At 71.1% G+C, this 23,575-nt stretch carries 21 protein-coding genes; 13 read left to right on the top strand and 8 right to left on the bottom strand.

Annotated elements, in window-relative coordinates; all coding sequences use genetic code 11:
- The first annotated feature begins 92 nt into the window (after positions 1 to 92).
- From V1634_RS27545 to V1634_RS27525, 5 genes are all read left to right on the top strand, one after another.
- Positions 93 to 671 (top strand): RNA polymerase sigma factor, encoded by a 579-nt coding sequence (locus V1634_RS27545; RefSeq protein ID WP_331209066.1) that lies wholly within the window; start codon positions 93 to 95, stop codon positions 669 to 671.
- A complete protein-coding gene (locus V1634_RS27540) occupies positions 668 to 1,579 on the top strand; it encodes an anti-sigma factor (RefSeq protein ID WP_331209067.1) in 912 nt (303 codons plus the stop codon). Before V1634_RS27545 ends, V1634_RS27540 begins: the two co-directional genes overlap by 4 nt.
- Before the next feature lie 75 nt (positions 1,580 to 1,654).
- Entirely contained in the window at positions 1,655 to 2,380 is a 726-nt protein-coding gene (locus V1634_RS27535) for a hypothetical protein (protein WP_331209068.1), read from the top strand.
- A 5-nt stretch (positions 2,381 to 2,385) separates the two neighbouring features.
- Positions 2,386 to 3,177, top strand: a complete 792-nt coding sequence (locus V1634_RS27530) for a hypothetical protein (RefSeq protein WP_331209069.1) — start codon at positions 2,386 to 2,388, stop codon at positions 3,175 to 3,177.
- A 30-nt stretch (positions 3,178 to 3,207) separates the two neighbouring features.
- The gene (locus V1634_RS27525; protein WP_331209070.1) at positions 3,208 to 4,098 is read left to right on the top strand and encodes an ABC transporter ATP-binding protein; all 891 of its coding nucleotides are present in this window, start codon (positions 3,208 to 3,210) and stop codon (positions 4,096 to 4,098) included.
- 22 nt (positions 4,099 to 4,120) lie between these two features.
- Here V1634_RS27525 and V1634_RS27520 read toward each other — a convergent pair whose 3' ends face one another.
- The 3 genes from V1634_RS27520 to V1634_RS27510 form a co-directional block, all read right to left on the bottom strand.
- On the bottom strand, positions 4,121 to 7,498 hold the full coding sequence (locus V1634_RS27520) for an NACHT domain-containing protein (protein ID WP_331210726.1): 3,378 nt from the start codon (positions 7,496 to 7,498) through the stop codon (positions 4,121 to 4,123).
- 118 nt (positions 7,499 to 7,616) lie between these two features.
- Complete coding sequence (locus tag V1634_RS27515) at positions 7,617 to 8,153, bottom strand: NUDIX hydrolase (RefSeq protein ID WP_331209072.1); 537 nt, start codon at positions 8,151 to 8,153, stop codon at positions 7,617 to 7,619.
- On the bottom strand, positions 8,150 to 9,514 hold the full coding sequence (locus tag V1634_RS27510) for a helix-turn-helix domain-containing protein (RefSeq protein WP_331209073.1): 1,365 nt from the start codon (positions 9,512 to 9,514) through the stop codon (positions 8,150 to 8,152). Before V1634_RS27510 ends, V1634_RS27515 begins: the two co-directional genes overlap by 4 nt.
- Before the next feature lie 351 nt (positions 9,515 to 9,865).
- Here V1634_RS27510 and V1634_RS27505 point away from each other — a divergent pair, with 351 nt between their 5' ends.
- From V1634_RS27505 to V1634_RS27495, 3 genes are all read left to right on the top strand, one after another.
- Positions 9,866 to 10,126 carry a hypothetical protein gene (locus V1634_RS27505; RefSeq protein ID WP_331209074.1) on the top strand — a complete coding sequence of 87 codons (261 nt, stop codon included), beginning with the start codon at positions 9,866 to 9,868 and terminating at the stop codon, positions 10,124 to 10,126.
- On the top strand, positions 10,126 to 10,554 hold the full coding sequence (locus V1634_RS27500; protein ID WP_331209122.1) for an Imm1 family immunity protein: 429 nt from the start codon (positions 10,126 to 10,128) through the stop codon (positions 10,552 to 10,554). Before V1634_RS27505 ends, V1634_RS27500 begins: the two co-directional genes overlap by 1 nt.
- Before the next feature lie 109 nt (positions 10,555 to 10,663).
- A complete protein-coding gene (locus V1634_RS27495; RefSeq protein WP_331209075.1) occupies positions 10,664 to 11,164 on the top strand; it encodes a hypothetical protein in 501 nt (166 codons plus the stop codon).
- Here the strand turns inward: V1634_RS27495 and V1634_RS27490 are convergent.
- From V1634_RS27490 to V1634_RS27480, 3 genes are all read right to left on the bottom strand, one after another.
- Complete coding sequence (locus V1634_RS27490) at positions 11,161 to 12,378, bottom strand: TolB family protein (RefSeq protein ID WP_331209076.1); 1,218 nt, start codon at positions 12,376 to 12,378, stop codon at positions 11,161 to 11,163. The genes V1634_RS27495 and V1634_RS27490 overlap by 4 nt on opposite strands.
- 206 nt (positions 12,379 to 12,584) lie before the next feature.
- Positions 12,585 to 13,304, bottom strand: a complete 720-nt coding sequence (locus V1634_RS27485; RefSeq protein ID WP_331209077.1) for a hypothetical protein — start codon at positions 13,302 to 13,304, stop codon at positions 12,585 to 12,587.
- Positions 13,305 to 13,617: 313 nt separating this feature from the next.
- Positions 13,618 to 16,611 carry an AfsR/SARP family transcriptional regulator gene (locus V1634_RS27480; RefSeq protein WP_331209078.1) on the bottom strand — a complete coding sequence of 998 codons (2,994 nt, stop codon included), beginning with the start codon at positions 16,609 to 16,611 and terminating at the stop codon, positions 13,618 to 13,620.
- Positions 16,612 to 16,682: 71 nt separating this feature from the next.
- Here V1634_RS27480 and V1634_RS27475 point away from each other — a divergent pair, with 71 nt between their 5' ends.
- Complete coding sequence (locus V1634_RS27475) at positions 16,683 to 17,549, top strand: AfsR/SARP family transcriptional regulator (protein ID WP_331209079.1); 867 nt, start codon at positions 16,683 to 16,685, stop codon at positions 17,547 to 17,549.
- A gap of 218 nt (positions 17,550 to 17,767) precedes the next feature.
- On the opposite strand, the gene V1634_RS27470 is transcribed toward V1634_RS27475, so the two are convergent.
- The gene (locus V1634_RS27470; RefSeq protein ID WP_331209080.1) at positions 17,768 to 18,352 is read right to left on the bottom strand and encodes a hypothetical protein; all 585 of its coding nucleotides are present in this window, start codon (positions 18,350 to 18,352) and stop codon (positions 17,768 to 17,770) included.
- Between the two features lie 220 nt (positions 18,353 to 18,572).
- The gene (locus V1634_RS27465) at positions 18,573 to 18,794 is read right to left on the bottom strand and encodes a DUF397 domain-containing protein (protein WP_407951807.1); all 222 of its coding nucleotides are present in this window, start codon (positions 18,792 to 18,794) and stop codon (positions 18,573 to 18,575) included.
- A 214-nt stretch (positions 18,795 to 19,008) separates the two neighbouring features.
- Here V1634_RS27465 and V1634_RS27460 point away from each other — a divergent pair, with 214 nt between their 5' ends.
- From V1634_RS27460 to V1634_RS27445, 4 genes are all read left to right on the top strand, one after another.
- On the top strand, positions 19,009 to 19,131 hold the full coding sequence (locus V1634_RS27460) for a hypothetical protein (RefSeq protein ID WP_331209082.1): 123 nt from the start codon (positions 19,009 to 19,011) through the stop codon (positions 19,129 to 19,131).
- A gap of 59 nt (positions 19,132 to 19,190) precedes the next feature.
- Positions 19,191 to 19,712: a GNAT family N-acetyltransferase gene (locus V1634_RS27455; protein ID WP_331209083.1), complete on the top strand. Its 522-nt coding sequence runs from the start codon at positions 19,191 to 19,193 to the stop codon at positions 19,710 to 19,712.
- Positions 19,713 to 20,043: 331 nt separating this feature from the next.
- On the top strand, positions 20,044 to 20,724 hold the full coding sequence (locus tag V1634_RS27450) for a lytic polysaccharide monooxygenase auxiliary activity family 9 protein (protein WP_331209084.1): 681 nt from the start codon (positions 20,044 to 20,046) through the stop codon (positions 20,722 to 20,724).
- Between the two features lie 302 nt (positions 20,725 to 21,026).
- Positions 21,027 to 23,474, top strand: a complete 2,448-nt coding sequence (locus V1634_RS27445; protein ID WP_331209085.1) for a M14 family metallopeptidase — start codon at positions 21,027 to 21,029, stop codon at positions 23,472 to 23,474.
- Positions 23,475 to 23,575 lie beyond the last annotated feature (101 nt).

Genomic DNA, 23,575 nt, shown 5'->3' with positions numbered 1-23,575 from the left:
CGCCGCCGGATTCGGTAAAGCCTGCTGTGACGAGCGGCACATTCCGCACCGGGACGTGAACCCGGGCGGGTCGGGCGGCTACCCAGGACGGGATGAATGACGTCGACCACGGGCTGTTGCAGCGGGTGGCCGCCGGTGACCAGCGGGCATTCGAGGAGCTGTACACCCGGCACGGCCAGCCGCTGCTGGCGTACGCCGAGGGGTTGCTCGGCGGCGACCGTGGGCGGGCCGAGGAGGCGCTCCAGGACACCTTCCTGGCCACCTGGCGGGGTGCCGGCTCGTTCGAGGGACGGTCCTCGGTGCGTACCTGGCTCTTCGGCATCTGCCGACGGCAGGCGCTGAGCCGGATGGACGGACGCCGGCCGGCGCCGCTGCCGATGGAGGCCGCCGCCGAGGTACCGGCCGGCGAGCCCGGTCCGGAGGCGGTGGCCCTGGCCCGGGCCGACGCCCGGGCGGTGGCCGTCGCCCTGGCCGAGCTGGCTCCGGCGCACCGGGAGGTGCTGGACCTCGCGTTCGGCGCCGGGCTCGCGCACGCCGAGATCGCCGAGGTACTCGGCATCCCGGTCGGCACCGTGAAGAGTCGGCTGTTCCATGCCCGGGCGGGGCTCGCCCGGGCGCTGCCCGACGACGCCGAGGCGGTCGGGCTTTCCGGACGGGAGGCGGGACGATGACCCACCCGGGTGACCTGCTGGCGGCCTTCGCCGCCGGCACGCTCGCAGACGACCGGGCCGACCAGGTGGCCCGGCACGTCGCGCAATGCCCCGGCTGCGCCGCCGAACTGGCGGCCTGGCGGCGGGTGGCCGACGCCGTCGGGGACCGCGTCGCGGCGGTCGCGGCACCGCCGGCCAGACTGCGCGACACGCTGCTGTCCCGGATCACGTCGGCCCGGTCGGTGGTCGGCGCGTCGACCGTACCCCGGTATGCGGCACCGATCGGCGGCGCCGCCGGGCGCCGCGCAGCGCGGATCCTGGCCGCGCAGCGACGCCTGGTCGACCGGCGGATCTGGCTGGTCGCCGCCGTGGTGCTGGCGGCCGGCACCGGCGTCGCCGGCTGGGCGCCGCCGGGAATCTCCGAGCAGGTCCTGGCCATCGTGGTACCCCTGGTCGCGGCCCTCGGCGTGGCCGGCGCCTGCGGCAGCGGCGCCGATCCGGCCGGCGAACTGGTCGCGGCGAGCCTGACCGGGGTACGCGCGGTGCTGCTGGCCCGGCTCACCCTGGTGCTCGGGGCGATCTTCGGCGCCTCCTCGCTCGCCTCCCTCGGCCTGGTCTGGGTCGACGCCGGAGCGCCGCTGGCGCTCTTCGCCGCCTGGCTCGGACCGATGGCGCTGCTCTCGGCGGTCAGTTTCGCACTCTCGGTGCTCTGGCGACCGGCGGTCGGGATCGGGGTCGCCATGGGCCTCTGGGTGCTCCGGCTGCTCGCCGGCTCCAGCGCCCTGGACGGGACCGTGGACCGGCTGGTCGAACCGCTCTGGCGGACCAGCGGGCCGTTGCTGCTGGTGGCGGCGCTGCTGATGGCCGGCACCGTCGTACTGCTGCCGCACCTGCCGGCCGGAGTCGGACGCCGCGCGTCACTGCGGTGACCGACCCCGGAATGTGGTCCGGGTCACCGGCCGCAGCGTGAACCCCGGCGGCCCGCCGGCCCACCCAGTTGCGTGATGGCCCAACATTCCTGGCACGTTCCCCTGCGGCGGGCCGAGTCCCGCCAACTGTGGCGGTACGAGGCGCGGCGAGCCGGCTGGGCGGCCGCCGCCACGCCACCGGCGGCACTGCTGGTCGCGGTGACCATGGCACTGCTCGCCGGCAACGGCGGGGCCGGGCGGCGGCAGGTCGGCGACCTGCTGCTCACCGGCCTGGAGGCCGTGCTGCCGCTGGCCGTGGCGATGAGCGCGGTGACCCTGGTCGCCCGGGACGGCTGCCGCGAACTGCAACTCGCGCTCCCCACCCGGTACGCCCGCACGCTCGGCCGCCGGCTCGGGGTACTGGCGCTGGCCACCGCGCTCTCCGCGCTGGTCTACTCCGCCGGGCTCGGCCTCACCGGCTGGTGGACCGGCCCGCACCTGCTCGCCTCGGCCCTGGTCTGGGCCCCGCCGACGCTCTGGCTCGCCGCCCTGGCGGTGCTGCTCGCCGTACTCGGCCGCAGCGTCGTACTCGCCACCAGCGCGGTCGCCGGGCTGTGGCTCTGCGAGCAGGTCCTCGCGAGCCTGCTGGTCGGTTACGAGTGGAGCCGTCCGCTCTACCTCTTCACCACCAGCCGGGTCGGTACCGGGGAGGGCTGGCTGACGAACCGGCTGGCGCTGACGCTCACCGGGCTGCTGCTCGCCGGTGCCGTCGCGCTGCTGCTGCGCCGGCCCCATCTGCTGTTGTCCGAGGAAGAGGAGTGAGCGGGATGTCGGAACTGTTCGCGGTCGGCCGGTACGAGTTCCGGATGCAGGCCCGCAAGCGGTCGCTGTGGCTGGCGACGCTGCTCCTGGCGGCGGTGATCACCCTCTTCCAGGGGCCGCGCGGGCCCCGCTACCTGCCGGCGGACGCCACGGCGCCGGAGGTGATGGCCGGCTGGGCGCTGCTGTTCGGCATCGTCGTGCCGCTCGGCTTGGGCATGGTGCTGGCGGACCGGCTGGTCCGGGACCGTCGGCTCGGCACCGCCGCGCTGCTGGAGAGCCTGCCGGTCCGGCCGGGACTGCTGCTGGCCGGGAAATACCTCGGCGGGCTCGCCGCGACCGCGCTGCCGGCGCTACTGGCGATGGTGGTCGCCGGAGGGTACGAGACCGTGCACCGGGGCGATCCGCTGATGCTCGGCTGGGCGGTACTGGCGTTCGCCGTGATCATGCTGCCCGGACTCGCCTTCGTCGCCGGGTTCGCCCTCACCTGCCCGCTGGCGATCTCCGCGCCGCTGTTCCGGGTGCTCTTCGTCGGCTACTGGTTCTGGGGCAACATGCTCGCCCCGGACTTCCTGCCCTCGCTGACCGGCACGCTGATCACACCGATCGGCGACTACCAGGCGAGCTGGCTCTCCGGCGAGCTGGCGTTCTTCGCCGGCGTACCCGGTTGGCTCTCCTTCCTGCGCCCCGAGCCCGGCGCCGGTAGCGCGCTGCTCAGCGTCGCCCTGCTCGTCCTGCTCGGCGTGGCGCCCCTGCTGGTCACGCACACCCTCCTGTCCCGTCGCCGGCACGCCGCCTGACGCGTCCGCCTGTCGAAAGGCTCACCTCGCATGGACATCCAGACCACCGGTCTGACCCGCCGGTTCGGCAAAGTGACCGCGCTGCACTCGGTCGACCTCGACATCCCGGGCGGCATGTACGGCCTGCTCGGCGCGAACGGTGCCGGCAAGACCACGCTGATGCGGATCCTCGCCGGAGTACTGCCACCCAGCGGCGGCCGGGTGCGGGTCGGCGGGCAGGACCTGACCACCGGCGCGGGGCGGCTGGCGGTGCAACGCCGGCTCGGCTACCTGCCGCAGGACCTCGGTCTCTATCCCGACCTGTCACCTCGGGAGTTCCTGGACTACGTCGGGCTGCTCAAGGGACTCGACGACACCCGGGCGCGGCGGCGGCAGGTCGACGAGCTGCTGGAACTGGTGGCGTTGACCGACGTCGCCGGCCGGCGGATGAAGGGCTTCTCCGGTGGCATGCGACGCCGCGTCGGCATCGCGCAGGCGCTGCTCGGCGACCCGGCGCTGATCGTCGTGGACGAGCCGACCGCCGGGCTGGACCCCGAGGAGCGGGTACGCTTCCGGACCCTGCTGGCCGGGCTGGCCGGGCATCGTACGGTGCTGCTGAGCACGCACATCGTCGAGGACGTGGCGCAGACCTGCCAGCACGCGGCGGTGATGGCGGCCGGTCGGGTGGTCTACACCGGGATGGTCACCGATCTGGTCCGGGTCGGTGAGGGTGCCACCTGGGAGGTGACCAGTTCCGGTCCGGCGCCGACGGTCGGGGTGGTGGTCTCGGCGATCGGCCGGACCGACGGCACGCACTACCGGGTGGTCAGCCCGACCCGGCCGAGTCCGGACGCGACGCCGGTGGCGCCCTCCCTTGAGGACGGTTATGTCGCGCTGATGCAGCGGGCCACGGTGTTGTCGACCACGACCGCTGCCGGCTGACGTCCGGCCGGCCGGCCCGACGTCAGCCCGGCGGGGTGGGCCCGGCCGGGTCGCCGGTCATCGTGGCGAGGGCCCGCAGCATCGGTGGCATGGTCGGGTCCACGCCGGCCTCGTCGAGCAGGTCGAGTCGTTCCAACTCGTCGAGGACGGCCGTCAGATGCTCGGCCGTCGGTGTCCCCGGCCGTGGGTGATTCCGCTCCACCAGCAGGTCCGGCAGGAGGTGCCGTAAGAGCTGGGCCAGCTCCCGATCGACGTCCTCGTGCCGACCCAGCCACACCCGGACGCAGCGCAGGTACGGCTCGGGCGGCAGCGGGCGCGCCTGGAAGTACCCCTGGCGCGCCTGCCCCGTCGCGCTGGAGAGGATCGTGGCCGCGACCGGCGCCGGTAGGCCGGTGTCGGCGGCGAGCCGCTCCAGCAGCAGCGTCAGCGGCAGCGTTTCGAAGGGCCGGAACTCGCACACCCGGAGCCACCGCTGGTACACGGAGAGACGCTCCGTCGGGGTGGTCTCGGAGAGCGGGGTCAGCAGGAGCGCGACCAGCTCGTGCGCCTCGGAACGCAACTGCGCTGCGGGCCCGACCCTAGCCACCTTGACGGCGTCGGGTTGGCGGGCGATCAGCGGGTCGAGCGCGTGTTGGGTCATGTCCTCGCCGACCCCGCAGAGCAGGTTGACCTCCCGGGCACCCCACCGGAAGGTGACAACCCGGGGGACATGCTCCGGCTGCTGGTCGGGCCAGGCCTGGCCCATCGTCCAGCCGAGATCGATCGGTGGTGGCGTCTCGTCCGGTCCGGCCAGCCGCAGCTGGATGTCCCGGTTCTCGCCGATACCGATCCGGTCGAGCGCGATGGTCCGGACAAAGCTGGTCCAGTCGGCCGAGAGCAGTTGCGAACGCCACAGCAACACGTGCCGGTGCCAGGACGGCACGACGCTGGTGCCGACGCCGTACAGGGTGCTGCCGGGGAGCGTACCGGCGGCGCAGACGGTGAGCAGCAACAGGTTGACCGAGTATGCCGCGTGCCGGGCCGGCACCGGCACCGGACGGGGCTGGTACCTGTCGTACCGGTGTTCGGCGCGCGCCCAGTTGGCCGCCCGGAACAGGCCGATCAGTAGCTCGACCAGGCAGTCCCGGCGCTGCTGATCCACAGTGGACATCATTCCCGCCAGGAATTCGACCACCGGCGCCCGGCCGCACAGCGCGGCCCAGGAGGTGAGCGCGTGCAGTCGGCCGTCGTCCACCGGCTGCGGGTCGCCGAACGGCATCCCGAAGGGCGCGACGGCCGCCGCCTGCCGAGCGGCCACCATGCCAGCCAAGACGTGCCAGACGAGGCGGGCCACCAGATATTCGCCGAAGGTCGCGTGCAGAAACTCGTACGTCTCCAGCTCGTCGTCGCCGGCTGTCGCGTTGTCGGCCACCCGGGAACGGTGCACGAAGAAGAACCGACCGAGCACGATCTCGGCCGGGCGCAGCGGAGCGCGCCGGTGCTCGGTGGGTGGGCTGGACGGAGCCGGGCCGAGCAGCGCGCCGAGGTCGTCGTCCAACTCCTTCTTGGTGACCCACTGCGCGCCCCGGTTGAAGAGCGCGAACGCGACCACCGACAGCCGGTACAGCTCGGCCGCGACCGCCGCGTCCAGCTCCGACCGGTCCAGTCCCGCCCGGTGTTTGGTCACCTCGCGGCGGGCGAACCGGTCCAGCAGCCGCTCGTACAACTCGTCGCGGCGGAGTTGGCCCGCGGCGCGCAGCGCGTTGCCGTCCGCGTCGTAGAGCGCGAGCATGAGCAGCAGCAGGGGTTGCTCGGCCAGCCTCCCGTGCGCGAGCACGGTGTCGGGGGCCAGCGGTGCCACGCCGCGCCGGGCGAAGTTCTCGGCGTTCACGGCGTTCCACACGTCCAGCCAGGCCGACACCCGTTCGGCGTCGAACGGCTCCAGCCGGACCGCGACCGTACCGTCCGGCGGCACCGCCCGGTCCGCCACGCTGGTCCGGCTGGTCACCACGACGACCGCCGGCCGGCCCTGGACCGCTTCCCGGCGCTGGAACCGGGCCACCCGGTCCAGATAGTCGGTCTGGCTGATCCCGGTGGCCTGCAACAGTTCGTCGAAACCGTCGAGCAGCACCACCGGCAGGGCACCGCCGGCCGCGCCGGCCAGCGCCGGCCAGTCCATCCGCTCACCGGTGACGTCCCGGACCGCGCGCTCGATCTGGTCCTGGAGGTCGGTGAGGGCCGACACGTTCCGCAGTTCGACCCGGACCACCAGGAAGTCGGCGGCCGGCAGCCGTGCCGCGAGCGTCCGGGTCAGCACGGACTTGCCGGAGCCGGGCTGGCCCAGCACCAGCAGCGGCGTCCGGGTGGCTCGCGGCGAGGTGAGGTAGCCCAACAGGAACTCCGGCAGGTCGTCCCGGACCGGCTGCTGCGTCCACCACCACTCGTCGCTGGGCCTGGCGTCGTCACCGACCAACTCCGCGACCCGACACAGCGGCGGCACGTACGCCTGGCCGAGGGCGGGCACCGAGAGCCAGTCCGGCACCTCACCGGACTCGACGACGGAGTCGTCGAGGGTGTCGGTGTAGGCGCGACGCAGGGCCGCCGGCAGGTCGGCGGCGGTCCGGCCGGCCGCGATCCGGGCGAGCGCCCGTTCCAGCCCGGCGAGCGAGATGCCCAACTCCCGTACGTCGGCCCGCGCGTCGCGCAGCACCGCCAGGACCCCGCGCACCTCGGCCCGGGTCCCCTCGTGCTCGCGGAGCTGCGACCAGAACGCCACCTCGGGGAAGTCGGTCGCGAGCTGCCCGAACAGCTCGTCGTACCGGCGCATCGCCCGCTCGGGCAGCGGCTCCACGCCCATCAGGAAGGCGGTCCGAGCCGAGGGTCGCAGCCGCTCCCAGGCGGCGAGACCGGGCAGGAAACCCACCAGTCGTACCGTGACAGCCTCGTACATCAGGCGGAGCGGGCCGCGGAATTCCCCGTACGGTTCGTGCGGTGCCGGCCGAGGCACCGGAGAGGCGAACAACGCCGTGAGCGGTGAGCGTACGGCGCCCTGGATCTTGTGACCGGTGAGGAGCAACTGCTCGTCGCGGGTCAGCTCCAGCTCGGCGAAGGAGATCGGCAGGTCGAGTTCGGCCAGCGCCTCGAAGTAGGCGGTCACCACGAGCACGGAGTGCGCGGCAGCCAGCCGCTCGGTACGGTCGTACCTGCCCAACCGGTGCCACTGCTCGCTGGCCTTGCTGACGAGTTCCCGGCTCAGCCGGGCGAACTCCGCCTTGGCATCGAAGAGCGCGAGCAGTCCGGGCACCAGCAGCGACCCGCCGAGCAGCAGCCCGCCGGCCAGATTGTCCAGGGCGGTGACGACCCGGCTGCGCCCGCCGCCGAGCAGACGCACGGCGTCGGCATACGAGAACGTGTCAGCCACCGGGCCATCATCGTCGAACGGACAGCCGGACGGGTATCGCCGGGGTGTCCCGAACCCGTCAGTCCGGCACGGTTACCGGTGTGCCAGGCCATGACTGCCCAGCTCCCACAGCACGTGGTCATCCGGATGGCCAGTCGCTCACCGACGTATGCAGATAGCCCGCCGTTCCGTCGGTGAGGGCAGTCAGTGCCCGATCGAGCCGCTTCCAGACGTACGGCCTGAGTAACGTCGCCGCCTGGTCCACGGAGACGAATCCGAAAGCCCTGATCTCCGGATCCGCCACGTGGAGCGAAGTGATCTGTCGATCGTCGAGGACTCCGCCGTCGAAGACGAACATGAGGCTGTCGTCCCAGGGACCGTGCGGCGCGACCCAATCGACCACCAGCACCGTGTTGAGCGAAAGCTCCAAACCCAACTCTTCCCGCAGTTCACGCTCAGCAGCCTGGTGCGGCGGTTCGTTCTGCTCGGCCATGCCGCCCGGCAGATCCCAGTCTGGTTTGTAGCTCGGATCCACCAGCAGGATCTCACCCCGACCGTTCCGGATGAGGGCGTCCGCGCCGACCCGTTTGCGGGCCTGCCTGGAGTTACCCTCGGCGAGGTGCTCACGCCAGGCTGCCCGGTCGCGTTCGTACAGTGGCCGTTCTTCGCTGGTCATCGCGGCCGACGTACTGCTGGTGGCTCGTGCAAGGCCCCGGTGGTGCCGATCCACGCGCGGTCGAGCACAGCTTGTCGAAGCCGCTCGATCAACTCCGGAACGTCGCCGCACTGCCCGGTTTGGGACCTGAGCAGCAACGCCACATGTTTCAGCCGGTCGAGGAGTACTGCCGAGCCGAGGTTCGTGGTGTTTGCGAGCACCTCGCGGACAAGAGCACACGCCTCGTCCGGCCGCCCTTGGCCAAGCAGGGCGGTGGCAAGCGTGATCTGGGCGAGAGCACGGCTACGTACGTGACCGTGCTTGCGACCTGCGAGGGCCTGGTGTAGTTGTCGGGCCGCCTCAGCGAAGTCGCCTATCTGGAGAAAACACCGGGCCGCCTCCGAGGCGAGGGATGCTTCGTCGAATGGGCTCAACCAGGGTGAGGAGGAGACAACTGTGCCCTGGAATGCAGTCTCGGCGGCCATGACCGCCGCTACGGCGTCGACGGGGCGGCCACCTGCCGCCAACCCGGACGCGCGGACTGCCTGTAGCCGAGCTTCAAGAGGGCCGTGTGGTGGTCCCTTCCGGAGATGTACCAGCCCGGCGTCGGCGTGTGCCACCGCATCCTGCGCGTTGCCATCCTGGCGAGCGAAGTGACTGAGACTCGCACAGACCTGGGCAGCGAGTTGGCTGTCACCGCTGGCGACGGCGTTGGCAACCGCGTAGGACAGATGCCGGTGGGCCATCGTCCTGGCGCCGCTTTCCAACGCCATCCAGGCCGCCATTTCGGCAAGGGACGCCACGGATTCTGATCCGGGGTGCGTTCGTGAACTCGCACCGGTCGATGGAAGCGCGGACGGGTACTGAGCGAGGTGGGCCGCGACTGTTGCGTAAAGGTGAGCGCCGCCGACCTCTCGATCGACGGCACGGAGCACGTGCACGAAGGGAAGCGCGATGCCGTCCGGTCCAGGCTGGGACTGTGCTGGTGCACTGCTGGGCAGCGCGAACCACAGTATCTCTGCGGGCATGCCGAGTAGCAGCGCCCAGTCGACCAGCCGATCGAGGTCGCGTAACGCTGGCCCGTTTTCCAGACGGCTGAGCTGAGCCTGCGACAGGTTCATCCAGCCAGCGACGAGGTCCTGGGGCAGCGGTCGTGGTCCGTGGTGGGGATGATGCCGGTAGGCCCTGATCACGTGGCCGATGTGGCGCTCGGAAAAAGCGTCGCGTAACTCCCTGGCCCGCCAGAACCCGGACGGCAATGGTGGCGGAGCGAAGAGATAACCACTGGCCTCGCCGCCGCATCGCCGACAGACGTTCGTGCGATTGTCTTTCGCCAGCCGCGTGCCACACCGGCCACAGATTGGCGGGGCTTTGCTGGACATGTCAGGACCCCCACGAGGGTTGCCGGTTCGCGTCGGACAGATACCGACGAGGTTATCGAACCAATGAGCTTTGCGTATATGTCGTACCAACGTTGCGTCATTCTGGCGGGGTGCGTCCTCCGTACAGGATCCACTCACGGCCCGGGGCGGGTGCTGTGGCCACCGGTCTCCGCGATGTACGTCCTTCCGACCGACCCCGCCCGCCTCGGTGCCGATCCAGTCGACAGGTGCGGACGACGTCGGGAGGGCACAGGTGTCTTGGTCTGCGAGAGCCGCCCGGAGGGCGGGGTGGGGTGGTGTTGCGGTTGGGGCGCTGGTCGGCGTACCCGGTCGAGCTGGTGGTGGTCGGCGGTGACGGATCGACCGGTCGATCGGCCGTCTGCGGCCGTCGAGGTCTCCGACGAGATGGCGGCGCACTTCCGGGACACGATGCGGACGCACGCCAACGATCCCGACCTCGGGGTCTGCGTGCGCTGTGGCCGGAGCCGGTGCGACGAGTGGCGGTGGGCATACGAGCGGCTGGTCCTGGCCGGCCGGCTCGACGACCTGCCCCGACCCGCTTGGCCGGGTGATGGTGGGGCGTCCTCGGCGGATGCGGGAGCCGCCGGGTGATGGTGGCGGTGGGGTGGGGGCTGGGCAGCTGGCGAGCGGTGGGCGACGCCGCCGAGTTGGATGCCCTGCTGGCCGGACTGGCGGTGATCTCGACCGGGCCACAGGTGGTCGGGCTGTATTCGCCGAGGTTCCTGGAGCCGGGTTTCCGGCCGGGCAGGCCGCCGGGGCTGCCGTCGTTGCAGCTCGGGCTCGGGCATCCGGTGCGAGGATTGCTCTACTGGACCGGGCCTCACCCCAGTCTGGGCTATGAGCCGGAGTTGCCGTCGTGGCCGGCCGAGGTGGAACGGATCGAGTTCGACTACGGCGGCGATCCGATCGCCTGCGGTCCGAAGCTCGCCAGCGTGACCCCGGGCGCGGTCCGCGACGCTGCCCTGGAGTACGCGGCCACCGGCGCCCGCCCGACCCGGGTCCGCTGGCGCGACAGCTAGCCCGGGGAGGTGCTCGCCCGGACGAGAACGTCGATGATCCCGAGCCGTCTGCGACGATACCCGGCAACCGTGTCGTCAATGCCCCGGTACTGACCCCATTGGAGTGCCTATGCCGAGCGGTAGACCTCTGCTGACCGCGACGTTGATGGTCATGGCGCTGTCGGGTTGCTCCGGCAGCGGAGAGCAGACGTGCCATCTGATTGGAGTCCCCGAGGGGATCGGCCTCACCGTCGACGCGGCGATTGCAGGACGGGTGGAAACAGGGGAGTTGACGCTGTGCTGGAGCGGCTCCTGCCAGACGCGGCCGGTCACGCTACGGCCGAGTTCCCGAATCGCGGACGAAGCCTGTACCGGGAACGAGTCTGACTCCGTCTGTGCCGCACGCGCAGAGCCGACGGGCGAGGAATCGGGCTTCGTCGACATTCCCGACATGCCGTCCGGCCCGGTCGAGGTGACCGTGGACCTGAAAGATCCGGCAGGGAGCCGGATAGTCAACCAGACCCTGACGGTTGACACGAAGATGGTGGACTCTCCCGGGGAGTGCGGGGGAGTAAGGCCGCAGGGCCGGATCGCGGTCGGCGCCGATGGGAAGGCGTACGCGGTCGGCTAGGCGGTCGAGCGCATCGCGGCTCGCCTCCGGCGCCGCCAGCGCAGCAGCACCAGGACGGTGGGCAGCAACCCGACGGCGAGAGCGGTGACCAGCCACGGCGGCGCGGCGAACGGGGAGGGACGCGGATCCGAACCGCGGAACGCGGCCCGGACCAGCAGGTCACCGGGTACCTCCAGGTCGCTGACCCCGGCCGGGGCGGTCAGCAGGACCTGCTCCGGACCGCCTGCGGTGACCGCCGCGAGCGCCGTCTGTCGCTTCTCGTGGTCCGCTTCCGGCGACTGCCGCTCCACCACCGGGTCCGCGCCGCGCCAGGAGACCAGTTCGGTGGCCGAGCCGGTGACCGGGACGGGGTCGCCCACCGGGCGGCCGGTGGTGGCGTCGAGGAACTCGATTCGCCAGGAGCGGCGGAGCGTCTCGGCGGTGTCGGCGCAGCGGGTCGTGCAGCCGTCGTGGGTCAGCAGGGCGATCCGCCGGCCGTCCGGGGTCCAGGCGGCCCGGCCGGCCAGCCGCTGCCGCTCGCCCAGCTCGACCCGCCAGCGCACCGCGGCACTGATCGGATCAAGCACCGTCAGCCACTCCCGCTCGGCCAGTTGCGCGGTCGGGTCCACCGGCCCGGTCACCGCCAGGGACGAGCCGTCGGGCGACCAGGCCGCCGCACTGTGGCTGGCGAAGACGCCGACCGGCAGTACCCGCTCCACCCCGCTCCACGGGTCGACGACGAGGAGGTCGTCCGGCTTCGCCGGATCGTTGAGCTGCTGGTTGTCCGGCCCGTACGTGATCACCTGGTCGTCGTTGTTCCGGGTGGCGACCACCGACCTGCCGTCCGGGGACCAGGCCAGCGGGCGGGACCCCGGCCGGTGCGTACGCCGTTGGTCGCCGCTGCGCAGGTCGAGCAGGAGGCCGGTGCCGGGACGCAGATACCAGCGGCCGTCCGGTGAGAGCAGCCCATGCCCCTCGCCGACGTTGATCGGCAGCAGCCGGTAGCCGCCGTCGCGGCCGACCACGACACCGGTGGACTCGAGATAGCGGGTGTTCGCGGTGAAGAAGAGCACCGAGGCAGGTCCGACCGGATGTTGGCCGACGGTCGCCTGCCAGAGCCACGGATTCCGTACCTGGCCAGGGACGATCTCGGCCGGGGCGGCGTCGCGGCGCGCGGCGAGCCAGCCGGGCGCCTGCGCCGCTACGGCGAGGGCAGCGGCGGCGGCGAGATACACCAGGACTCGGGTACGGCGCGTCGGCACAGGACCATTAAAGCCGAACCGGGGTGGCGAGCGAGTCCTCTCCCGCTGTGCCGCGATGACAGCGAGCCCGCCTCCGGCAGCTGGCCGGGGGCGGGCTCGCGGCGTGCGTCGGCTCCGGATCCGCTCCGCCTCGCCATCGAGCGGCGCGTCGGGCTCCAGCCCGCGCAAGCCGGCACTCTTCAGGAGAGGAAGGCGCCGTACCGTCCGCTGAGGATCCTGTCCTTCTGCGCCTGGCTGAAGTGCGTGTTCGGGTAGTTGTAGAAGGACGCCGACATCGGTGTGCCGTCGGTGTAGGTGGAGTCCGGCAGGCCCAGGGCGTGACCGAGTTCGTGCACCATGCCGCCGTACCAGCGGTTCATGTTGCCGTTGATCCCCGCCGCGCCGTCGGCGTCGTGGCCGCTGAGGATGACCCAGCCGTTGCCGCCGCCGCCTCCGGCGCCCTCGCCTTCGGCGCTGATCTCACCGACGTTGATCCAGCGGTTGTCCGGTGCGCCCAATCCGAACTTGCGCCTGAGTTCGGCCTGCATGTTGCAGACGGTCCACCAGTATTTCGCGCCGCAGGCCGGGGTGTTCTCGTACCAGGTGCGCAGCTGGTCCCCGGTGACGACCTCGACCACCGGATCGTTCAGCCGGAACGTCCGGCCCAGTTCCTGCCGGTAGTACCGCTGGGCCTCCCGCATCACGTTCGCGATGCCGTCCGGATAGCGCTGGTCGTACGCCACGTCGGCGGGCTTTAGCCAGAAGACCCGTACGGTTCCGTTCGGCGGGGCGGCGGACGCGGCCGGTGGTGCGACGGTGGCCGCGGCGAGGACGGTCGCCACCACCACACCGATCGTCAGGCCGATGCGCCAGCCACGGCGTCTCGACCGTGCCGGTGGTCGCCTCTGTTCGGTTGCCATCTCGGTCGTCCTTCCGTTGTCCGGGCCGGAGGTGGCGGAGGCGGGCCGGTGTGGAACATGCGCCTCGACACTCCCCGGCGTACTGGAGCCCGGCGATCGGGCACCGACGGCGGGACGGTCCGATGGGGGCGGTCAGCGGCCTGTGTCGTCGTCGGGGCGCTGTCGGAACCGGCGGTCCGGAGGGTGTGGTCGCGGGGCTCACATCACACCATGGCGGACGAAAACCTTTTCGGCAATGCTTCGAGCAATATCAATGTCTTGCTCAGCTCATCAACCTGAGCAGTGGAATCGACAACCGGCCGCACCGAAAAGGTTAGCGGTCGAGCTTGTCCCGGACCGTCCCGGCCTCCGGACGGCCGAGGCGGTCGAAGATCGCCAGCGCCGCCCGCCACGCCAGGCGGGCTTCGGGTACGGCTCCGGCGGCGTACTGGGCGTCGCCGAGGCGGTGCAGGGATTCCGCCTCCTGCGTCCACTGGCCGAGTTCCCGGCACAGCTCGACCGCCTGCCGCAGATAGCCGACCGCCGCCGCGTGGTCGCCGAGGAGGTGGTGGGCGTAGCCGAGGCTGTCCAGGGCACTGGCCTCGCCGCCCCGGTTGCCGTTCTTGCGGTGCAGCAGCAGCGCCTGTTCGCAGTGCTCGATCGCCTCCCGGTGCCGGCCCAGCAACGCCTGGCACCAGCCGACCGAGTTGAGTGCACTGGCCTGGCCGTCCAGGTGGCCGACCTGCTGGAACAGCCGCAGCGCCCGCAGGTCGGCGCGGAGCGCGCCCGCGGGATCGCCCTGCCGTTCGGCCAGCCAGCCGAGGCTGCGATGGGTGAACGCCTCGCCGACGGTGTCACCGAGTTCGCCGAAGAGGTCCAGCGCCCGCCGGTACGCCGCCCGCGCGTCGTCGTGGCGCCGCAACCGCACGTACGCGGCGCCGAGGAGCCGGTGCGCGTGTGCCTGGGCGGACCGGTCACCGAGGCGGTCGAGCGCCGGCATCACCCGACCGACGGTGGCCAACCAGTCGTCCCAGTGTCCACGATGGTCGAAAAAGTTCACCAGGGTCCAGGCGAGCTGCCAGGCGGGGGCGTCGGAACCGGTGTCGACAGCCCGGGCCACCACGTCCAGCAGTACGGCGTGTTCGGCGGCGAACCAGGCCAGTGCCGACTGCTGGTCGACGAGCCGTTCGGCGACCACACCGTCGCAGGGCGGCGCGATGGCGATCGGGTCCCGCTGCGGCCAGAGCAGCCGGTCGGCGGCGCGGGCCGTGTGCAGGTAGTGGTCGAGCAGCCGGCGTTCGGCGGCCTGCCGTTCCTCCGCCGGATCGCCGCCGGCCAGCTCGACCGCGTACGCCCGCAGCAGGTCGTGCCAGGCGTACCGGCCGGGCGCCACCTCGGCGACCAGGTGGGCGGCGGCCAGCTCGGCGAGGGCCGGCCGGAGCCGGTCCGCCGGCTCGGCGGCGAGACTGGCCGCGGCCGGTGCGGTGATGCTGGGGCCGGGCGTCAGGGCGAGCAGCCGGAACAGCCGGGCCGCCGCCGGGCTGAGGGTGTGGTAGGACCAGGAGAAGACGGTACGGATGTTGGTGGCCGGGCTGCCGGCCCGGAACCCGTCCAGGCCCTGATCGGCGTGGCGCAGCTCGGCGGCGAAGGATTCGAGCGGGAAGCGCGGGTTGCCGGCGGCCCGGGCGGCCACGATCGCCAGCGCCAGCGGGAGCCGACTGCACCGGTCCACGATCTCCGCCACCGCCACGGGTTCGTCGGCCACCCGCTGGTCGCCGAGGCGACGAGCCAGCAGCTGCCGGGCCTCCGGCTCGGAGAGCAGATCCAGGCCGAGCGGGTGCGCTCCCTCGGCGGCGACCAGGTCGGCGAGCTGGTTGCGGCTGGTGACGAGTACGGCGCAGCCCGGCGACCCGACGAGCAGTGGGCGTACCTGGTCGGCGTCGCGGGCGTTGTCCAGCACCACCAGCATCCGCCGGCCGGCCAGCCTCGCCCGGTAGAGGCCGGCCTGGGCCGCCTCGGTCACCGGAAACTGCTGCTGCGGTACGCCGAGCGCGTCGAGGAACCCCCGGATCGCCTCACCGGGGCCGAGCACCGAGCCGGTCTGGTCGAAGCCGCGCAGGTTGACGTACAACTGGCCGTCGGGAAACCGGTCCGCCACCGCGTGCCCGGCCCGGATCGCCAGGCTGGACTTGCCCACCCCCGGCGGCCCGGTGATGACCAGGGTTTCGGCCCGGTCGGTCAGGTCGTCGAGCCGGCGCCGGATGTCGTCGAGTTCCGCCTCGCGGCCGACGAAGCGGGCCGGGTCCGGCGGCAGCAGGTGCGGCGCGACCGACCCGGCCGAGACCCGTTCCCCGCTCCCGCCACCGGTCTCGATTCCGCTGGCCGTGCCGGGCGGGGTGGCCGGAGTTGGTGCCGGTCCGGTCGCGGCGGGCTCCGGGACCACGGCAGCGGTGCCGGCGGCGCTGCCCGGCGGCCGGTGCAGCGGCACGTCACGCCGCAGGATCTGGCGCTGCAACTCCTGAAGTCCCGGGGCGTCGATGCCGCGCTGGCGGAGCAGGAGCAGACCGGCCCGGCAGAGCCCGGCGGCCTCGTCCACCCGCTGCTCGGCATAGAGGGCGACAGCGAGCAGCCGGCGCAATCCCTCGTCGTACGGCTCCTCGGCCACCACGCCGGAGAGTTCGACGACCACCTCGCCGTACCGGCCGAGCGAGGCGAGCGCCTCGGCGTGGGCGAGCCGGGCCGAGCGGTGCAGTGCGCCGAGCCGGGCGACCTCGTTCAGCGCGAACGGCCGGTCGGCCACGTCGGCGAAGGCCGGGCCGCGCCAGAGCCCCAGGGCGTCGTGCAGGACGGTCACCGCCCGGGCCGTCGCCTCGGCGTCGTTCGCACCCAAAAGTTGGCGGGCCTGCGCGTACTCCTGCTCGAACCGGTGCGCGTCGAGCCGGTCCGGAGCCAGGTCCAGCCGGTACCCCCGGCCCGAGGCGTTGCCGGCGCCACTGATGATGGCGGAGGCGCCGGGGGAGTCCGGTCGCAGGGCCCGGCGTAGGTGCGACACGTGGCTGCGCAGCGTGGCCGGTGCCCCGGGCGGAACTCCGTCGCCCCAGAGCAGGTTCACCATCCGGTTGGCCGGCACCGACGTACCCCGGTTGAGCAGCAGGATCGACAGCACCTCGACCTGTCGCGGCCCGAGCCGGACCGGGATGCCGTCGCGCAGCACCCGCAGCGGTCCCAGCACCGAAACCAACAGCATCCCGACCTCGCACTTCGAAGGCTTCTCGGCCCGGCAGTGGAACTTGTTGATGTTACCGGGGCGGCTCCACGTCCCTTCCACGCTTCTTCCACGCCCCCGGTGTGATCCTTAACGGACGGTGCTCTGCGGCAACGGGGGAGGGAGCGGTCGCGATGGAACTCGCGGTCGGACTGTTGGGGCCGTTGGACATCCGTCAGGACGGGGAGCCTGTCACAGCGCCGGTCGGCAACCGGCGCCGCATCCTCGCCCTGATGCTGCTCGACGGCGGCGCCGTGTCACGTACCAGGTTGGTGGCCGAACTGTGGGGCCGGGAGGCACCACGGTCGGCAGCGGCAAACCTGCGCACCTACCTGTCCGGGCTGCGGGCGTGGCTGGCCGACCGCGCCGACCTGGTGCGTGACGATTCCGGATGGCGGATCGTCCCGCCGTCCCGGGTCCGCTTCACTCTCGACGTGACGAGCTTCCGGGCCGCGCTGGCGCAGGGGCGGCGCGCGGCCGAGGTCGGTGATCTGGCGGGGGCGGGCGGAGCCCTGCGGTGTGCTGTCGGGTACTGGCGGGGAGCGCCCCTGGAGGACGTGTCGCAGGGTGGCCCGCTGGCCGCCCGTGCCGCCGTACTGGAGGCGGAGCGGTTCGCCGCCACCGAGGAGTACGCGGACGTGCTGGTCCGGGCGGGAGAGTACGAGGCGGCCCGGGCGCTGCTGCACGAGTTCCTCGGCGACCATCCGCATCGGGAGCGCGCCTGGGGGCAGCTCATGGTCGCCTGCTACCGCAGTGGTGACCTGGCGGGGTCGCTCGCCGCCTACCGCAGCGCGCGGGTCGCGTTGATCACCGGGTACGGGATGGAGCCGGGCGACGAGCTGACGGCCCTGCACCGCGCGATCCTGCAACGCAAGCTGCCCGTTGAGGCGGCCCAGCCGACTCCGTATCCGCCTGAGCAGTTGCCACACCGCCATCCGGTGCGCGTGCCAGCCCGGATCGTGCGTCGCCGGGCGGCGGCCGGGTCGGTGGAACGCTCCTGACCCGGCGGTCCATCGTGAGCCCACGTCCGCTCTGCTCTGCGTCCTGGCAACCGTGGCGAACACGTCTGCATGGCCGGCTTCGCAACTGTTGCCGCGAGAAGCGAGGAGGAAAAGTATTACGGTTCGACGGTGAGCGCTTCAGTTCCTGTGGTTCCGCATGTCGCGTACGGGCCTGGCGGGCTCGTTGCAGTGCGCGTGCAAGTCGAGGCGGCAGTGAATCAGCGCCCATAGTCGCGACGCTCAGAATCGCGGCGGAGCAAGAACGGACGCACGCTGTTCTCCCAGACCTGATATGCAATGAACGAGGTCAAGACAAGGCCAACCGACCAAACGATCAGGAGACCCACGCCTTGAGCCTTGGAGGACTCCACTAGTTCCTCAAATATCGCGGGTGTCGCAGCCGTGAGTGCCAGTGCCGATATTCCTGGGAACGCAATGAAAGTTGGCTGCAGAAGGCCCACCGAACTCCTTCGAGAACGTAGCCGGTTGAACTCTTCCCAGTTGAGGCCGCCGGGCGCCCGAGGGGAGAGCTCGGTTTCGATGTATCGGCCGAGGCGAGCAATATCTCGCCTCATAAGCACATACCGCGAATACAGCAAGTATGTCGAGACGGGTAGGATTAGCAAGAGGGTCGTCCGGTTCGCGCCGGATAAGGCGAATCCGAAAAGTGCCCCCGCTGTCGTGATCTGGTAGATGAGCAGATTGTGTCGTTGGGCGCTGAGATCAAGGATCTCTTGTCGTAGTGCGGCGAATTCAGCTAAAAGTGCTTGCAGATTCGAATCGCTGCCGCTGTCGTCGGACATGCAATCAGGATAGTGTTCCAGTGCAACGGGGTTTCCAGTGAATCAATGGTCGCGGTCGACCTTTTGATGGATCTTGACACGGTAGGACCCCATGCACAACCTTGATCGAGGCCGTCGGTGCATTGATCTCGGCATGAGCGGGCGCTGCAGGAATGACTAGCCCGTTAGATGTGCGGCCCGAGGCGTTACGGCGCGTAACAAGCCTGATCTGCCCCTGGTATTACTGGATCATAGTTGCGGCGCGGCGGTCAGCGGGGAGGACGCCGGTCTTGACTCCGACGACGAAGGCGGACCAGGCGTACGGCGGGAAGGCGAGGACCGGTCCGACCTCGTCCTTGCTGTCGCGCACGGCGACGACGCCGGTCAGGTTGTCAGCGACCTCGACGCACTCGCCACCGTTGTCGCCGCTGCGGGTGCTCTCGCGCCACTGAACACCGGTCATGTTAACCATGATGGACCTCGCCGGCGAGCGACCCCGCCGACCCTGGCCGGAGCGATCGCATACGCCCTCGATCATCTGCCGAGTGCGCTGGCCGAGGCGGTACCCGACGACCCCGCACGACCACTCGGCGCGTCGCAGGCGGCGATCGGGGAGCCGATCGCCGATCCGGAGCCGATGTTGTTCCGGCCTCGCCGCGCACCAGCCCGGCGAGTGGGTGACCGGGCGTTTCGACGCGGCCGGCCGTCGGGTCGAGCTGTGCGAGTGCGGCATCCGTCATCTGGTTGGCGCCGCCGACTTCGCCACCGCGCTCGGCGTTCTCGGCCTGGCAACCCACTGACCTGCTGGTGGGTGTGGCTGCCGCGCCCGCCCGCGTGCCGGCGGTGCAATCATGATGCGGTGGTCGTCTGGCTGCCCACCCCGCTCGATGCCGGCCCCGTGCTTCTCCGTCGGCCCGCTGCCGAGGATCTGGCCGGGCTGACCGGGCTCTACACGGATGGTGAGGTGCGGCGTTTCCTCGGTGGAGCGCTCGACCCGGCGACCGCGGCGTCGAGGGCCGCTCGGCTCCTGGCCGAACGGGCCTGGGGGCGGTTCGTGATCATCGACCGGTCCACCGGCGAGTTGGCCGGCAGCGGCGACCTGGCTCGCAAGCGCGGCCCCTGGGAGATCTCCTACCAGCTGCGGCCGGCCTTCTGGGGTAGGGGCCTGGCGTCCGCGACGATCAACGCCTTGGTCGGCTGGTTCTTTTCGCAAATGGAAGAGGAGATCCTGATCGCGGTGACCCAGGACGCCAACGAACGCTCGACGAGGCTTCTGGAGCGCAACGGCGCGACGCTTCAGCACCGGTTCGTGGAGTACGGAGCACTCCAGCGGCAGTACGAGTTCCGGCGCACGTCCCGCCGACCGGGTGACCGTCAGTAGCGGACGAGGTGCGGCCAGCGGGCGCGGCCGTGGTCCGGGAGGTAGGGTCGAACGGTCGTCGCGTCGAGATCCTCGCCGTGGCGGGTCGGGTCGGATGCTCCCGGTGATGGTGGTCGTCGCCCGCGACCTGGGCTTATGTCGAAGGCGTCGTTGTTTGCCGGATCGCCACAGACCGTCGCAACCCGACAGACTAGGCTGCACTAGCGGCGACTCCGGCGAACTGGACCCACGGCGGCACTAATAGACGATCGTTGATATTTCGTTTCGTAGCTGTAATACTTCTGGAAGCGCTCCCAGACCGATCTTGAGCGCCGATGAAGGAGGATGTACAGTGCGTTCACACCACCACGACCAGTCCGGCCGGCGACCCCGGTCCGCCGCCCACCAGTCCCTCCGAGCGCTCGTCCTGGTGCTCGCCATGGTGGCCGGCTCGCTGGCCTGGACCGGCGCGGCCCAAGCTCACGGCACGATCGTCAACCCGGCATCTCGCGCCTACAAGTGCTGGCAGGCATGGGGAAGCAACCACACCAACCCGGCCATGCAGCAACAGGACCCGATGTGCTACCAGGCGTTCCAGGCCAACCCCGACACCATGTGGAACTGGATGAGCGCGCTGCGGGACGGCCTGGGCGGCAACTTCCAGGGCAGTACCCCCGATGGCCAGCTGTGCAGCAACGGCCTCTCCAGGAACAACAGCCTGAACCAGCCCGGAGCGTGGAAGACGACCAACGTCGGCCGCAGCTTCACCGTCCAGCTGTACGACCAGGCCAGCCACGGCGCTGACTACTTCCGGGCCTACGTCACCAAGCAGGGGTTCAACCCGGCCACCCAGCGCCTCGGTTGGGGGAACCTCGACCTGATCACCACGACCGGCCGGTACGCGCCCGCCCAGAACATCTCGTTCAACGTCTCGACCTCGGGACGCACGGGACACCACATCCTCTTCGTGATCTGGCAGGCGTCGCACCTCGACCAGGCCTACATGTGGTGCAGCGACATCAACATCGCCTGATCGGCACGACCGACAGTCGAGTCTGAACCGGCCCAGGACATCGTCCTGGGCCGGTTCGGTTTTTTCCGGAACGTTGCCGCGCCGGGCGGGAACCGAGCGAGCTGACGGAGCGTAACCGTTCCTCTGTGGTCGGTGATTGACAAGACGATCACGACAGCTTCAAGATTATCCAGCCCGGGCAGTAGGCAACGATCGCCGCCGGTCCCGGCGGCTGTTGCATCCTGCGTGTCATCCAGCGGTCCGCCGTCTCCCCGGCGGCCGGTCCCACAAGGGGAGAACTGCGCAGAAAGGGTTGCAACGCGATGTCAGATCTTCCTGGCCCCGGCTGGCGACGCCGCGTCGTCGTCGCGGCATCGGCCGCCCTCGCCGGCCTGCTCCTGGTCAGCCCGGCCACGGCGGGCGCGCCGACCCCGACCCCATCCGGATCCGACACCAGCGGACACCCCGATCTCGGCCGGCTCGCGGGCGAGGCGACGAGCGTGGTGGAGGTCCTGCTCGCCGACAGCGACGAGCTGGACAGGCTGGTCGCCACCGGCGTCGACCTCGACCACCACGTGAGCCGGACCGCGAGCGGCATCGTGGTGCACGCCGTCGTCACCCCGAACGAGGTCGCCACGTTGCGGGCGAGCGGCTACCGGCTCGGCGAGGTGCTCTTCACCCCCGCCGACTCGGCCCGACGGATCGCCGAGCGTGACGCGACCATCGCCGCCCACGCGGCGGAGAACGAGGCGCTGCGCGAGACCCAGTCCCGCCGGGGCGCCCAGGCACCCGCCGACGTCAAAATCATCCGGGCCGACTACTACACCTCCGGCACCGACCAGGTGTTGTCGGTGGAGGCGAAGTGGGCGCAGGGGCAGACCGCCACCGACGCCCTCACCGTCACCCGGGACAGCGGTCCCGGCACCCCGATGGGCTCCGGCGGCACCCAGACCATCTCCCGCTTCGTGGATGCCGGGGTGTACCTCTACCACCGTGGCGCCTCGACGGTGACGGCCCGGCCGAACTACATCCAGATCACCAGCCCGAGCGGCGACGTGGCGGTGGCCAAGGTGAACCAGTGGCTGCCCATCCCGAGGGAGAACCCGGAGGGTCCCGGCTACCAGAAGGACTTCGTCTCCAGCTACCTGACCCCGACCGAACTCTACGACCGGATCCACCAGCTCGCCGAGCAGTACCCGAGACTGGCCGAGATCGTCGAGTTGCCGCACAAGACGAACGGCTACCGGCGTAAGGCGCAGGCGGTGCTCGGCGCCGCCAACTCGAGCCGGGTCGCGGTCGACTCCAAGGCGTGGGGGCACGAGGGCGGCAACGACATCACCGTCGAGTTCGCCGACCCCGGCGCCGCCGACCAGGCGCTGTCGGTGCAGGTGACCGGCAACGCCATCCGGGTCAGCCTCGGCACCGACGCCTCCGGCGCGGTGACCAGCACCGCCGCCGAGGTCGTCGCGGCGCTGAACGCCACCGCCGGATCGCTGGTCGTCGCGTACACCTATCGGGGCGACACCGGCGGCGGTGTGGTGGCGCCGGCCGCGTCGACGCCGCTGACCGACGGCCTGAGCGCGCCGGCCAGCGTCTCGCGTGACCCGCACCCGGTGTACGCGATCCGGATCGGCAAGCACCGCAACAGCTCCAAGCTGGGTGTCCTCGCGTACGCCCAGGAGCACGCCCGGGAGTGGGTGCCGCCGCTGGTCACGATCGAGACCGCCGAACGGCTGCTGCGCAACTACGGCCACGACCGCCGGACCCGGGACCTGCTGGACAACCTCGACATCTGGATCGCCCCGTCGATCAACCCCGACGGCGGGCACTACTCGTTCTACGACTTCAACTCGCAGCGCAAGAACATGACGAACCACTGCCCGCAGACCGGGTCGGCGGACGCGCTCGGCCGCAACTCCTGGGGCGTGGACAACAACCGGAACTACACCGAGTACAGCCTCTTCGACGGCTACTCGGGCGCGTCGCCGAGCTGCACCAGCGGCACCTACGCGGGCCCCGGCGAGCTGTCCGAGCCGGAGAACCGGAACCTCGACTGGCTCGCCTCCCGACCGAACATCAAGTTCTCGATGAACCTGCACTCCTCCGGCAACTACTTCATGTGGTCGCCGGGCGCGTACGCCACACCGGGCCGCATCTCGGCGCCCCGGCCGACCCTCGGCGAGGAGTCGTTCTTCTGGGGCGCCTCGTCGCGGATCCTGACCTCGATCAAGCGGCACCGGAACATGGCGGTCACGCCGGCCCGTACCGGCCCGATCTCCGACGTGCTCTACTCGGCCGCCGGGAACTCCGGCGACATGCTCTGGTACAAGTACGGCATCTACGCCTGGAACTTCGAGGTCGGCACGTCGTTCCAGCCGGAGTGGGCCGAGGCGCACGACGAGACGATGGAGTTCGCCAACGGACTCGTCGAGCTGATGCGGGTGGCGCGGGACTTCGACACCGACCGCAGGCGACCGGAGAGCGGCCTCTCGGTCACCCGCAGCGCCACGCCTGGAATGGTGGACGTCAGGTTCGAGGTGAGCGAGCCGGCGGCGGTCTTCTACACCCTGGACGGCCGCAAGCCGACGTACTCGTCCACGCTCTACGGCTCGGCCGGCATCCGGGAGGGCGGCGAGACCCTGACCGTGCGCTACGGGACCAGGATCCACTGGTTCTCGGTGGACGCGGCCGGCAACGTCGAGAACAACTACCGTCCGGACGGCCGGGGCAAGAACTACCGCAAGGGCGTTGCCATCCCGCCCCGGCGGTGACGACGGCTCCGACACGACCACGTGGCGGCCGCGGCTCCTCCGGGTGCCACGGCCGCCGCGTCGCGTCGGGCGGGTGTGCTGCGGTTCCGGACGCTGGCGCG

Origin of the sequence: Plantactinospora veratri (assembly GCF_036421995.1) — a bacterium.
Taxonomy (GTDB): domain Bacteria; phylum Actinomycetota; class Actinomycetes; order Mycobacteriales; family Micromonosporaceae; genus Plantactinospora; species Plantactinospora veratri.
This window is presented reverse-complemented; position numbering and strand designations above follow the sequence as displayed.

What these genes read in the sequence shown, in the direction of transcription:
- V1634_RS27545 (WP_331209066.1), top strand. Translation starts at nt 93, where the DNA reads ATGAATGACGTCGACCACGGGCTGTTGCAGCGGGTGGCCGCCGGTGAC.
- V1634_RS27540 (WP_331209067.1), top strand. Translation starts at nt 668, where the DNA reads ATGACCCACCCGGGTGACCTGCTGGCGGCCTTCGCCGCCGGCACGCTC.
- V1634_RS27535 (WP_331209068.1), top strand. Translation starts at nt 1,655, where the DNA reads ATGGCCCAACATTCCTGGCACGTTCCCCTGCGGCGGGCCGAGTCCCGC.
- V1634_RS27530 (WP_331209069.1), top strand. Translation starts at nt 2,386, where the DNA reads ATGTCGGAACTGTTCGCGGTCGGCCGGTACGAGTTCCGGATGCAGGCC.
- V1634_RS27525 (WP_331209070.1), top strand. Translation starts at nt 3,208, where the DNA reads ATGGACATCCAGACCACCGGTCTGACCCGCCGGTTCGGCAAAGTGACC.
- V1634_RS27515 (WP_331209072.1), bottom strand. Translation starts at nt 8,153, where the DNA reads ATGACCAGCGAAGAACGGCCACTGTACGAACGCGACCGGGCAGCCTGG.
- V1634_RS27510 (WP_331209073.1), bottom strand. Translation starts at nt 9,514, where the DNA reads ATGTCCAGCAAAGCCCCGCCAATCTGTGGCCGGTGTGGCACGCGGCTG.
- V1634_RS27500 (WP_331209122.1), top strand. Translation starts at nt 10,126, where the DNA reads ATGGTGGCGGTGGGGTGGGGGCTGGGCAGCTGGCGAGCGGTGGGCGAC.
- V1634_RS27495 (WP_331209075.1), top strand. Translation starts at nt 10,664, where the DNA reads ATGCCGAGCGGTAGACCTCTGCTGACCGCGACGTTGATGGTCATGGCG.
- V1634_RS27485 (WP_331209077.1), bottom strand. Translation starts at nt 13,304, where the DNA reads ATGGCAACCGAACAGAGGCGACCACCGGCACGGTCGAGACGCCGTGGC.
- V1634_RS27475 (WP_331209079.1), top strand. Translation starts at nt 16,683, where the DNA reads ATGGAACTCGCGGTCGGACTGTTGGGGCCGTTGGACATCCGTCAGGAC.
- V1634_RS27470 (WP_331209080.1), bottom strand. Translation starts at nt 18,352, where the DNA reads ATGTCCGACGACAGCGGCAGCGATTCGAATCTGCAAGCACTTTTAGCT.
- V1634_RS27465 (WP_407951807.1), bottom strand. Translation starts at nt 18,794, where the DNA reads ATGACCGGTGTTCAGTGGCGCGAGAGCACCCGCAGCGGCGACAACGGT.
- V1634_RS27445 (WP_331209085.1), top strand. Translation starts at nt 21,027, where the DNA reads ATGTCAGATCTTCCTGGCCCCGGCTGGCGACGCCGCGTCGTCGTCGCG.